Annotated in this window: 9 protein-coding genes; 2 read left to right on the top strand and 7 right to left on the bottom strand. The window is 69.2% G+C overall.

Annotation, left to right across the window (positions count from 1 at the left end):
* Positions 1 to 639 precede the first annotated feature (639 nt).
* Complete coding sequence (locus AB0J97_RS31985; protein ID WP_364095515.1) at positions 640 to 1,062, bottom strand: MerR family transcriptional regulator; 423 nt, start codon at positions 1,060 to 1,062, stop codon at positions 640 to 642.
* Between the two features lie 342 nt (positions 1,063 to 1,404).
* Positions 1,405 to 2,175, bottom strand: a complete 771-nt coding sequence (locus AB0J97_RS31980) for a PhzF family phenazine biosynthesis protein (protein ID WP_364095512.1) — start codon at positions 2,173 to 2,175, stop codon at positions 1,405 to 1,407.
* 169 nt (positions 2,176 to 2,344) lie between these two features.
* On the opposite strand from AB0J97_RS31980, the gene AB0J97_RS31975 reads away from it, so the two are divergent.
* A complete protein-coding gene (locus AB0J97_RS31975; RefSeq protein ID WP_352320833.1) occupies positions 2,345 to 2,728 on the top strand; it encodes a cell division protein SepF in 384 nt (127 codons plus the stop codon).
* Positions 2,729 to 2,734: 6 nt separating this feature from the next.
* On the opposite strand, the gene AB0J97_RS31970 is transcribed toward AB0J97_RS31975, so the two are convergent.
* The 5 genes from AB0J97_RS31970 to AB0J97_RS31950 form a co-directional block, all read right to left on the bottom strand.
* Complete coding sequence (locus AB0J97_RS31970) at positions 2,735 to 4,069, bottom strand: hypothetical protein (protein WP_364095508.1); 1,335 nt, start codon at positions 4,067 to 4,069, stop codon at positions 2,735 to 2,737.
* A 120-nt stretch (positions 4,070 to 4,189) separates the two neighbouring features.
* Complete coding sequence (gene argS, locus AB0J97_RS31965; RefSeq protein WP_364095505.1) at positions 4,190 to 5,917, bottom strand: arginine--tRNA ligase; 1,728 nt, start codon at positions 5,915 to 5,917, stop codon at positions 4,190 to 4,192.
* Positions 5,914 to 8,205, bottom strand: a complete 2,292-nt coding sequence (locus AB0J97_RS31960) for an HAD-IC family P-type ATPase (RefSeq protein ID WP_364095502.1) — start codon at positions 8,203 to 8,205, stop codon at positions 5,914 to 5,916. The genes argS and AB0J97_RS31960 overlap by 4 nt, the downstream gene beginning before the upstream one ends.
* A gap of 41 nt (positions 8,206 to 8,246) precedes the next feature.
* Positions 8,247 to 9,266, bottom strand: coding sequence for a phosphate acyltransferase PlsX (gene plsX, locus AB0J97_RS31955; protein ID WP_357710798.1), 1,020 nt, complete (start codon positions 9,264 to 9,266; stop codon positions 8,247 to 8,249).
* 156 nt (positions 9,267 to 9,422) lie between these two features.
* Positions 9,423 to 9,983, bottom strand: coding sequence for a DUF1707 domain-containing protein (locus tag AB0J97_RS31950; RefSeq protein WP_357710801.1), 561 nt, complete (start codon positions 9,981 to 9,983; stop codon positions 9,423 to 9,425).
* A 177-nt stretch (positions 9,984 to 10,160) separates the two neighbouring features.
* On the opposite strand from AB0J97_RS31950, the gene AB0J97_RS31945 reads away from it, so the two are divergent.
* A complete protein-coding gene (locus AB0J97_RS31945) occupies positions 10,161 to 11,477 on the top strand; it encodes a lysine 2,3-aminomutase (RefSeq protein WP_364095497.1) in 1,317 nt (438 codons plus the stop codon).
* Positions 11,478 to 11,929: the final 452 nt, after the last annotated feature.

Genomic DNA, 11,929 nt, shown 5'->3' with positions numbered 1-11,929 from the left:
CGATGGTACTGCACTCGGGAGGGTGTGGGAGAGTAGGTCACCGCCGGACAATCTTTCGAAGAAGGCCCCACACGTTTGTGTGGGGCCTTCTTTGCGTTGTGGGGGTGTTGGCGGGCGTCGTCTGGTTCTGTTCAGCGGGCGTGTGGGCTCGTCAGCGTGGGGCGGCCGCGGGTGGGGTGTAGGTGCTTGGAGGCGGCGCAGCCAGCTGGGCGGCCTGAGAGGCCGGCGCATGCTGGGCGTCGGTGGACTGTGTGGCGTGTGTGGGACGCTATCTGGCTTCTGTGGGTGGCAAGGCTGAGGTCTGGGGTCCTGGGGTCGGGACCGGCTTCGGTCGGTGTAACTGGAATGGCAGGCAGCTGTCGATGGCGGCTCGGTCTTGGTGTCAGCTCTGGGATTCGGTCGTCGCGGATGGCTCGCCGCTGGTGGGCGTTTCGGGCGGCGCGTCGCTGGTGGGCGTTTCGGGCGGCGCGTCGGCGGCTCCCTGGGAGATGACGAGGTCCCTCGGGAGCGTGGGGTGGGCGAGGGGTTAGTCGCTCTACGAACGATGTGGCTGGGGCTGCTCCGGGCCGTCAGAGCGCGGGCTCAGTGAGGCTTCCTTCAGGGGCACATCGTGCGATGTGCATGCTCGTCCCCGGGCTCTTACCGCCGACTCAGCGGGTCAGGGCTTGGTGTCGGCGAGGCCTGGGGCAGTGTGTGGTGGCTGGCAGGGCGTTCGGGGGGATCTCGGCGTTCGGTGTCTTCCTGGGGCGGTGGGGGTGTGTGGGTGAGGTGGCCCTGGGCTTCTTGCAGTTGCCGGCGGGCGTCGGCGAGTTCGCGTTCGAGTTCCAGGATGCGGCGGATGGCGATCAGCGTCATGCCCTGGTCGGCGAGGTCGGTCACGTGCCGGACGGTCATAATGTCGGCGCGGGAGTAGCGGCGTTGGCCGCCGGATGAGCGGCTGGGGCTGATGACGTCGTGTTCGTCCAGGCGGCGGAGGTAGGCCTGGCGGACCTGGAGCATCTCGGCGACCTGGCCCAGGGAGTAGAGCGGGGCGTGTTCGTCGTCGAAGGGCAGCTCGGGCATCGTGGCCTCCTCGGGTTCGGGGCGGGGCCGGGATCACTGGTGCCCCGGTGCCGGGTCAGGCCCGGATGGCCTTTGTGTCGTCGCGCCGGTTCGTCACCTTGCGGGCCCGACGCGTTCGAGGACGGCTGGAGTCGAGGTGTTTCGATGGGGAGGGACACGTCTGGCCAACGTGCGCATCCTCGCGGTGGGTGCTGACGCTTCGGACGGCAGGGACGTCGAAGCGTGGGCCGTCCGTCGGCGGCATGGTTCCGAGCCTCCTGCCTCTGCCGTGGGAGCTAACCTCCAACACGGTTTGCAGGTTAGAGAGCTGAGGGGAGGGAAGCAAGGAAGGTAAGGAAGTTTTTACCTGGGCGTGAGGAGTGTGCCGGTGAGGATCGTCACGGCATGGCCGGCGAGGTGGACGCGGTCGCCGTCAAGGCGGGTGTGCACCAGGCCCCCTCTGGCGGAGAGTTGCGCGCCGGTCAGCGCGATGCGGCCGAGGCGCGCGGACCAATACGGGGACAGGGCGCAGTGGGCCGAGCCCGTCACCGGATCCTCCGGAATGCCGACTTTGGGAGCGAAGAATCGTGAGACGAAATCCGTGCCGGTGCCGCGGGCGGTGACGATGACACCGCGGGCGTCCACTGCCGACAGGGCCGGGATGTCGGGGCGCAGGGAGCGTACCGTCTCCTCTGAATCGACCTCGACCAGCAGGTCCAGGTCGCTTTTCCGGACCTCCACCGCTGCGGCTCCGAGCGCATTCTCCAGGCCGTCGGGAACCGTGACGGGCGTCACCTGCTTGGCCGGGAAATCCATCGTGATGAGGTCCCCTGTGGCGCGATTCACGGTTAGCGTTCCGCCGGCCGTGCGGAATTCGACCGGTCCGGTGGCGGCCCCGGTCGAATACAGAACGTGAGCGGTCGCCAGCGTGGCATGACCGCAGAGAGTGACCTCGACCACAGGGGTGAACCACCGTAGCGAATCGCCGAGCAGGAAGGCGGTCTCGGAGAGGTTCATCTCGGCGGCTACGCTCTGCATCCAGCCATCAGTAACCGGAGAGTCCAGCAGGCAGACACCTGCGGGATTACCCTTGAAAGCTGTGTCGGTGAAGGCGTCTACAGTGAACAGGCGCATGTGGCCGATGCTATACGGGGGGACGGATATCCAGATGCAAGCAGGTTGCAAGCCGTACAAAATGGAATTAGGGCTGGGCGTGTCGCGTGGCGAATGCGGAATCGTCGGTTACCGTCCAATGTGTAGGGACGTGCCGATTACGGTGAGTTCCTGAGGAAAGGACAAGCCGATGGGGGCAGTGCGCAAGGTGGTGAACTACCTTGGCCTGAGCGGGGTCGATCACTACGACGACGGCTATGACGACGACGAGCACTACGAGGACGAGTACGTTCCGGCGACGGAGCGTGCCGCCCGGCGGTGGCGCGCGAACGTCGACGCGTCGCGCATCGTTATGGTCCAGCCGCTCAAGTACAACGACGCACCGTTGATCGGTCAGCACTTCCGTGACGGGCAGACGGTGATCATGGACGTCACGGGCATGGCGATGCCCGAGGCGACGAGGATGGTCGACTTCGCCGCCGGGCTCGCGTTCGGTTGCGAGGGGCGGATCGAGCGCATCGCCGACCGCGTGTTCCTGCTCGCGCCGGCGCACGTGGAGATCGAGACGACCTGATCAGGTCTACGCAGCGCGCGGGCCGCGACGAATCAGCCGGGTGAGCTCGGCTGCATCGTCAGCGGCCTGTTTCGCGCGTGCGTCCGCTTCTCTGGCGTAGGCGTGCAGGGCCCAGACGGCGCCCTCGGCCAGCTCCTTCAGCTCGTTGACCTGGGCGGCCACGTAACGGGCGTCGGCGACGACGGTCTTGTGGCGCTGCCAGAGCTGCCAGCCGCCCAGCCCGAGCATGGCCACCCCGGCGGCGGCCAGCAGGAGCGAGGCGCTGAACGCCGCTCCGGCCAGGCATGCGACACCCGCCACGATCAGCACGAAGGCGGCCCACGGCCGGCCGCGCGGCACGACGCCTTCGGTGAGGATGGCGTTCTCGGCCGTGGCGATCGAGGTCTCGTCGGGGCCTTCGGGGCGCAGGTGGATGCGGTGGCCGAGCAGCGGGACGGTCAGCGTGGCGGGCGGCGTCAACCGGCTGTCGGCTTCGAGCTCCTCGGCCAGGCCGCGCAGGATGGGCGCCGCGACGTGCAGGGCGATGGCGGCCAGGTGCGGGTCGGCGCCGGGACGCAGGTCGTCGAGCAGGTGGGAGATCAGCGAGGCCATCGGGCCCGCCGGGCCGCCCTGCCCGATCTGGGTGCGTAGGACCGCCAGCGGTTCGTCCTCGGCCCACGACGCGGCCGGGCTGGCCGAGCTGTTGCTGAGCGGGACGGCGGAGTCGTGGTCGGCCTGCCGCGCCGAGGTGATCTCGGCGCACCGGCCGCGCAGCCTGGACAGGCGGGCGGCCGCCACCGCCGGACGGGCCAGGTCGGGGATTTCGGCCATCTCCGGGAAGTCGGCCAGCGACGGCGGCACGACGACGGCGGGCTCGCCGGGCACCAGCGCCTGCACCCATTCCTCGACGTCGGCGTGCTCCTGCACGGCCAGCGCGTCGAGCTTGCGCAGCACGAAGATCTTGCCGGCCGGGCCGTAGGCGCCGCGGGCGGCGGCCAGCCAGAGCGAGCGCTGCCCGTGGGTGACGGGACGGTCGAGCGACAGCTCGCCGAAGGCCGTGCCGAGCCAGGAGGCGTGGATGCGGCTGCCCTGCCCGGAGACCGCCAGCGCCAGGCACAGGAAGAGCGCGGTCTGCTGCTGGTCACGGCCGGCGGCCCTGCTCAGCGGTTCGAGCGGGTCGTCGCCGGCGAGGATGGCGACCAGTGCTTCGACGGCCGGAGGCAGCCAGTGGCCAGGTATGTCGCGAAAGCCCGGAGCGGCGGGAGGGGCGGTGCCGTTGGCGGCGAGGTGCGCCAGCAGCGCCTCGGCGTAGCGTTGCAACTCCGTCGCTGCTTGGGGGCTCGCAGTCAGGTCCGTGCTCAAGGCAGAGAACTCCCCCATTTCGGCCTCAGTTCATGACCGCGTAAAGCCTAGCCGTTAGGGCGCGCCAACCAGGTGGAGGCGCGCCCACGACGGAACGGGAGACTTTGAGTCAACTGCCTGTTACATGCGCTCGGGGACGGGGACGCCCAGAAGGTCGAGGCCGGTTTCGAGCACGCGCAGGGTCAGCGCGCACAGGGCCAGCCGCGAGGCGCGGACCTCGGGCTCGACGTCGGACCGCAGCACCGGGCACTGCTCGTAGAACGTGCTGTACAGGCTCGCCGCCTCGAAGAGGAAGTTGCACAGCCGGTGGGGCTCGGACCGGACGGTGACCTCTTCGATGAGCGTGCCGAAGCCCAGCAGGTGGAGGGCCAGGGCGCGCTCGGCGGGGTCGCCCAGGAGGATCGGGGACGTGGCGTCCGCCGGGGCCATGTCCGCCTTGCGGAAGATGGAGCGGATACGGGCCGTGGCGTACTGCATGTAGGGGCCGGTGTTGCCGGTGAAGCCCAGCATGCGGTCGTAGTCGAAGACGTATTCGCTGTCGTGGCTGACCGACAGGTCGGCGTACTTCACCGCGCCCATGCCGACGGAGAGGGCGATCTCGTTCCGGGTGGCCTCGTCGTAGCCGCGTTCGGCGATGGCCGCCGTGGCCCGCTCGACGCCCTCCTGGAGGAGGTCCATCAGCTTGATGGACTCGCCCGACCTGGTCTTGAAGCGGCGGCCGTCCTTGCCCAGCATCATGCCGATCTGGACGTGTTCGGCCGAGACCGTGTCGGGCAGCCAGCCGGCCATCTGCGCGGAGGCGAAGACCATGCGGAAGTGCAGGGCCTGGTCGGCGCCCACGACGTAGAGGATGCGGTCGGCCTTCAGGTCGTGGACGCGGTAGCGGATCGCCGCCATGTCGGTGGAGGCGTAGCCGTAGCCGCCGTCGCTCTTCCTGATGATGAGCGGCAGGGGCTTGTCGTCGGAGCCGGTGAAGCCGGGCGGGAACAGGCAGAGCGCACCCTCGCTGTGGACGGCCACGCCCGACGACTCAAGATCGTCGCAGGTCCTCTCCAGCATGGGGTTGTACATGCTCTCGCCCGCCAGGTCGGCGTCGGTCAGCGTGACGCCGAGCAGGGAGTAGACCTTGTTGAAGTAGCGGACGGTGGCGTCCATGAAGACGTGCCACAGGCGCATGGTGGCGGGGTCGCCCGACTGGAGGGTGGTGACCCGGACCCGGGCACGCTGCTTGAAGCCCTCGTCGGCGTCGAACTTGGCCCGCGCCGCCTGGTAGAACTCGGTGCCCATGCCCGCTTCGAGCTGGGCGACCGCGGCCGGCTCGCCGATGTCGAGCAGGTGCTCGATGAGCATGCCGAACGGGGTGCCCCAGTCGCCGAGGTGGTTCTGCCTGATCACCTTGTTGCCGAGGTGTTCGTGCAGGCGGGCCAGCGAGTCGCCGACGATGGTGGTGCGCAGGTGGCCGACGTGCATCTCCTTGGCCGCGTTGGGCGCGGAGTAGTCGATCACCACCGTCTGCGCGGGCGTGATCGTGCCGACGCCGAGGCGACTGTCGTCGCGCATGCCCGCGGTCTGGGACTCGATCCAGGAGTCGGCGAGCGTGATGTTGAGGAAGCCGGGGCCGCTGACCTCGACCGTGCCGGGGAAGTCGGACAACTCTGCTCTGATCGCCTCGGCGACCTCCCGCGGGGCCCGTCGCAGGCGCTTGGCCAGGCTCAACGCGACGTTCGCCTGGAAGTCGGCGAACTGTGAGGGCCGGATCAGCGGGTCTGCGTCGGCGTGCTCGGCACCGAACGCGTTGGCCAGCGCCTGCTGGACGCGCTCGGTGAGCACTATCTGCGGGTCGGTCATGTTCTAAGGGTACCGGCGACCTTGACCGCGATGCTGATCGCCGCGGCAGCCACCAGGGCGATGCCGACGGCCGTCAGGTCGTTGCTTATGTCGCCGGGCGCGAGGGCGAAGAACTCCCTGACGGGAGGCAGCGCGAGGGCGAGTGCGAAGAGCCCCGCCATGGACGCCAGCAGCGCGATCCGCCACCAGTTGAGCGGCCTGGTGATCAGCACGAGCACCCACCACGTGGTGAGGAAGAGCGTGATCACCGCGGACGTCTGGTCCTCGGTCAGGGTGGAGGTGCCGCTGTGCGCGGCCCAGAACGACAGCAGCACCGCGACCGCGCACAACACCCCCGCCGGTACGGCGAAGCGCAGCACCCGCCGGACGAACCCCGGCCGCGCCCGTTCGAGCGTGGGCGCGAGCGCCAGGAAGAACGCCGGGATGCCGATGGTCAGCGCGTTGGTGAGGGTCGAGTGGCGGGGCGCGAACGGGAACATCACCCCGGCCACGCCGACGGCCAGCGACAGCACGATCGCGTAGAAGGTCTTGGTGAGGAAGAGGTTGGAGACGCGTTCGATGTTGGCCAGCACCCGGCGGCCCTCGCCGACGACGTGCGGGAGCGTGGCGAACCTGTTGTCCAGCAGCACCACCTGGGCCACCGCCTTGGTGGCCGGGCTGCCCGCGCCCATGGCGATGCCGAGGTCGGCGTCCTTGAGCGCGAGGACGTCGTTGACGCCGTCGCCGGTCATGGCCACGGTGTGCCCGCGGGCCTGCAGCGCGCCGACGAACTGCCGTTTCTGCTGCGGGCTGACCCGGCCGAACACGGTGTGGGAGTCGAGCAGCTCGCCGAGCTTGGCGGGGTCGTCCTGGGGGAGCGTCCTGGCGTCGACGGAACGGTCGCCGTCCGGGATCTTCAGGCTCATGGCGATGGCGGAGACCGCCTCGGGGTTGTCGCCGGAGATCACCTTGACGGTGACGCCCTGCTTGGCGAAGTAGCCGAGGGTCTTGAGGGCGTCGGGCCTGATCTTCTGCGCGAGGGTGACCAGCGCGACGGGCTCGACGGCCTCGCCGTTCTCGGCGGCCCGCAGGTCGTGCGTACGGCACAGGACGAGGACGCGGGTGCCGGTGGCGGCCAGCTCGGCGGCCTTGTCGTAGCCGTCGCCGTCGTGCAGCAGGACGTCGGGCGCGCCCAGCAGCCAGGCGCCGTGCCGGCCGAAGTCGGCGCCGCTCCACTTGCGGGCCGAGGAGAAGGGCACGGCCGAGGCCGCCGTCCAGCCGTCGGAGGGTGCGGGGTAGCGGGCCCGGATGGCCTGGGCGGTGGCGTTGGGGTGGGCGTCGAGGTGGGCCAGGGCGGCCAGCGCGGGCTCGACGGGGTGGCCGTCGCGCAGCGGGAGCACCTGGTCGAGGTCCATGCCGCCGGCGGTGAGGGTGCCGGTCTTGTCCAGGCAGAGCACGTCCACCCTGGCCAGCCCCTCGATCGCGGGCAGCTCCTGGACCAGGCACTTGCGCCGGCCGAGACGGATGACGCCGACGGCGAACGCGATCGAGGTCATCAGCACCAGGCCCTCGGGGATCATGGTGACGATGCCGGCGACCGCGCCGGTGATGGCGGTGCGGAAGTCGGCGGAGTTGTGCAGCTGGCTGTAGATCAGCAGGGCGCCGATCGGGATGACCAGCCAGGTGATGTACTTGATGAAGTTGGCCACGCCCTCGCGCAGCTCGGAGTGGGCCAGGTGGAATTTGCTGGCCTCCTCCGCCAGCCGCACGGCGTAGGCGTCGGTGCCGACGCGGGTGGCGACGTACGCGCCGGAGCCGGCCACCGCGAAGCTGCCCGACAGCACCTCGTCGCCGGGCTTCTTGTGCACCGGGTCGGCCTCGCCGGTCAGCAGCGACTCGTCGATCTCCAGGCCGTCGGAGGCGACGACCTCGCCGTCGACCAGGATTCGGTCGCCCGAGCCGAGCAGGATCAGGTCGCCGAGGACGATCCGGCGCGGCTCGACCTGCTGCTCCCGGCCGTCGCGGCGGACGCGGACCGGCGCCTCGTTGATCACGGCCAGCTTGTCGAGGGTGCGTTTGGCGCGCAGCTCCTGGACGATGCCGATCAGCGCGTTGGCCACGATCACCAGCCCGAACAGGCCGTCCTGCCACTCGCCGAAGATCAGGATCAGCGCCCAGAGCACGCCGATGACCAGGTTGAACAGGGTGAACACGTTCGCCCTGATGATCGCGCTGAGCGATCTGCTCGACCGCCGCGGCACCTCGTTGGTCTTCGCCCCCGCGACCTGTGCTGAGGTGAGGCCGTCCACATTTCCCCCGTTCCTGTGGATCGGTCTCACACACTACGGCGTCACCAGAGCCTGTGTGAGCGATGTGTGGCGGCGATCCTGTCGCCGATCCTGGAGACGATGCCGCCCGCGGAGAGGTCGGCGGCGACCTGGCAGGCGGCGCTGATCGCGGGCGCCCTGGAGGAGCCGTGGGCGATCACCACCGTCCCGTTCAGCCCGAGCAGGACGGCGCCGCCGTGGGCCTCGGCGTCGAGGCGTCTGCGCAGCTCGCGGAGGCGGCCGCGTTGCATGAGCGCGCCGAACTTGGCGATCCGGCTCTCGCCGATGGTCTCGGCCAGCTCGCCGAACGCGTACCGGACCGCGCCTTCCATGGTCTTGAGTGCCACGTTGCCGGTGAAGCCGTCCGTGGTGATGACGTCCACCTTGCCGGTGAGGAGGTCGGTGCCTTCGACGTTGCCGGTGAAGCGGATGCCGGGGGAGGCCTGGAGCAGCTCGTGGGCGCGTTTGACGAGCTTGTTGCCCTTCTCCGGCTCGCTGCCGATGGTGAGCAGGCCGATCCTGGGCTCGGGGATGTCGTAGGCCAGCTCGGCATAGGCCGCGCCGAGGTGGGCGAACTGCACCAGCATCTCCGGTTTGACCTCGGCGTTGGCGCCGGCGTCCACGAGCAGGGTGGGGGTGGGGAGCGTCGGGAGCGCCACGGCGATGGCCGGGCGCAGGACGCCCTGCTGGGCCTTGAGCCGCAGCCGGCCGGTGGCGACGATGCCCGCGGTCGAGCCGGCCGACACCACGGCCGAGGCGTCGCCGCGGCGGACGAGGTGGCAGGCGATGGCGATGCTGGACCTCGGGCGGCGCAGGCTGGCCAGGGCGCCTTCGTCCATGGCCAGGGCCTCCTCCGCCCGGACGATGGGGACCTCTTTGGTGGCGTCGTGGTCGGCCAGGGCCTCGTACAGGATGCGGGGTGAGCCGACGAGCACGACGGGGAGCCCGCGCTCCCGTACGGCGTGGACCGCGCCGGCCACGATCTCGTGGGGGGCGTGGTCGCCTCCCATGGCGTCGAGCGCGATGGGCCTGCTGTCGGACAATGGTCACCTCGTGGGGCAGGCGAGCCCGCCGTCGCCGGCCGGGCCGGTGCGCGGGCTCGTGTATGTCCGCATCGTAGGCAGGCCGGAGGTCACGTCAACCGGCGGGTGGACCTCCCTGCTTCCCCGGCGTGGCGCTTCCATTCACGGGGACGCCCGTCAGTGGAGGTTCCAGTCGTCCAGGCCGCGGGTCACGATGACCTTGGAGAACTTCGACGAGCCGGTGACCCGGATCAGCGGGCCGTCGCCGGCCGAGCCGCCGCTCACGTTCCGTTTGCCGAAGACGGAGCTGCCCTCGTCGATCACGTGGGCGTTCTCCGGCACCCGGACGATCATCTTGCTGAACTTGGCGTCGGTCTCGATCGTGATCTCCCGCCCGGGGAGCACGGCGTCGGACAGGTCGATGACGAGGGCGCCGAAGCGGGCCGACAGCTTGGTGCGCCGGGACGCGACCCAGCGCCCCTTACGCACGATCTTGCTGAACTTCGAGCTGATCACCTGGTGCTCGATGGCCTCGGGCAGGGCGGACGGGGTGGACACCTGGGGCAGGTCCCTGGTGAGGGGGACGAGCTCGCCGATCGTCTTCGCCGTGTAGGCGATCTCCAGACGGTCGGCATGCTCGACGCTGGTCAGTCTTCCGGTGGCGAGCGCGTCGCCCAGCAGGGCCGCCACGCGGTCGCGGTCGGCGTCGGAGGCGCGCAGGTCGAGATCCTCGGTCACGATAAATCAGTGTATGCGGGATCGCGATATGTCGCGAGTGTCGCGAACCTGCAAGGAAACTTGGAGCCCAGCGGAACCGGGGACGCGGCGCGTCGCGTCCGGATATTAAGGACCGTAGACGCGCGACAGGGTCGTGAGGTTTACCGGCGATCGAACAAAAAAGATGGGAAAGGCCTAGTGATCTTGAACCAGGCAGGCACCCGACGCTTCAAGGCGTACACGTCCAAGCACCTCGACGAGCTCCTGCGACGTGCGGGGCTGGACGACGAGGCGCGGCTGAAGGTCCGGGCCGTGGCCACGGTGCTGCCCTTCCGGACGAACGCCTACGTCGTGGATGAACTCATAGATTGGTCGGCGGCGCCCGACGATCCCATCTACCGCCTCGTCTTCCCGCAGGAGGACATGCTGCCCGCCGCGGACGTGGCCAGGCTGGCCGATCTGCTCAAGGCCGAGGCGCCCAACAGCGAGGTCCAGGCCGAGGCCAACCGCGTACGCGCCCAGCTCAACCCGCATCCCGCCGGTCAGAAGGAGCTCAACGTCCCGAGGATCGGCGACGAGCCCGTGCCGGGCATGCAGCACAAATATCCAGAGACAGTGCTCTTCTTCCCTAAACAGGGGCAGACCTGTCACGCCTACTGCACCTACTGCTTCCGGTGGGCGCAGTTCATCGGGGACGCGGACCTGAAGTTCGCCTCCGACGACATCGACCGGATGGTGTCCTACATCCGCCGGCATCCCGAGGTCACCAGCGTCCTGATCACCGGCGGCGACGCCATGATCATGGGCGAGCCGGTCATCCGGCGCTACATCGAGCCGCTGCTCGGCCTCGACCAGCTCGAATCGATCAGGATCGGCACCAAGGCGCTGGCCTACTGGCCGCAGCGCTTCACCACCGATCCCGACGCCGACGCCACGCTCGGCCTGTTCCAGGAGGTGGTGAAGGCCGGCAAGAACCTGGCGTTCATGGCCCACTTCTCGCATCCGCGGGAGCTGGAGTCGCCGCTGGTGGAGTCGGCGGTCGAACGCATCCTCGGCAGCGGGGCCACGATCAGGACCCAGGCGCCGCTGATCAGGTCCATCAACGACGATCCCGCCGTGTGGTCGTCGATGTGGCGGCGGCAGCTGCGGATGGGGCTGATTCCCTACTACATGTTCGTCGAGCGCGACACCGGGCCGCAGGACTACTTCGCGGTCCCGCTGGCCCGCGCGTACGAGATCTTCAGGGACGCGTACTCGACCGTCTCCGGGCTCTGCCGTACGGTCCGGGGGCCGTCCATGTCGGCCACGCCGGGCAAGGTGTGCGTGGACGGCGTCACCGAGATCGCCGGTGAGCGCGTCTTCGTGCTCCACCTCATCCAGGCCCGCGACCCCGAGCTGGTCGGGCGGCCGTTCTTCGCCCGGTACGACCCGTCGGCGGTCTGGCTGTCGGATCTGCGGCCGGCGTTCGCCGAGCGTTTTCCGTTCGAGCCGGCCGAAGCGCTGCTGCCCATCTGAGTGGTCGCGTTGTCGTACCACCACCGCTGAATTGTGCGCCCCCGGCCCGTGACATTTGTTAATGCGACCACTTGTTCGCGGGCCGTGCGGGCGCACGCCGTCGTCGCGGACCTGATCACGATCGGGTCCGCGCAGAATCCAAATCAAAACCGGGGTATTTCCCGTTTTGTCTCTCCGCTCAACGCTCCCCCTTTACTCGGTAACCGGGCTGCAAACCCTGCTACATGGGCTTTCCGGTCGCCTGCGGGCCATCACGGTGAGTGATACAACTGCTTCCGTAGCTCAGCCGTGACGGCACGCTTCGTGTGGTGCCCATAGCGTGTACGCCACGGCATTCGGGGGTTATCGATTCGCATTTCCACCGCATTCGAGAGCGATCGATCACGAGCCGGGAAGGCAATCATGAATCGAGTAGTCAAGGCGGCCGTTGCCGTCACAGCATTCGGCTTGGC

The sequence above is a fragment of the Nonomuraea sp. NPDC049607 genome, from assembly GCF_040675375.1.
Lineage (GTDB): Bacteria > Actinomycetota > Actinomycetes > Streptosporangiales > Streptosporangiaceae > Nonomuraea.
The sequence above is the reverse complement of the archived record's forward strand: the minus strand, read 5'-3'. Positions and strand labels throughout refer to the sequence as shown.

Bases quoted from the DNA above. Each gene is read 5' to 3' on its own strand.
- AB0J97_RS31985 (WP_364095515.1), bottom strand. From the start codon at position 1,062: ATGCCCGAGCTGCCCTTCGACGACGAACACGCCCCGCTCTACTCCCTG.
- AB0J97_RS31980 (WP_364095512.1), bottom strand. From the start codon at position 2,175: ATGCGCCTGTTCACTGTAGACGCCTTCACCGACACAGCTTTCAAGGGT.
- AB0J97_RS31975 (WP_352320833.1), top strand. From the start codon at position 2,345: ATGGGGGCAGTGCGCAAGGTGGTGAACTACCTTGGCCTGAGCGGGGTC.
- argS (WP_364095505.1), bottom strand. From the start codon at position 5,917: ATGACCGACCCGCAGATAGTGCTCACCGAGCGCGTCCAGCAGGCGCTG.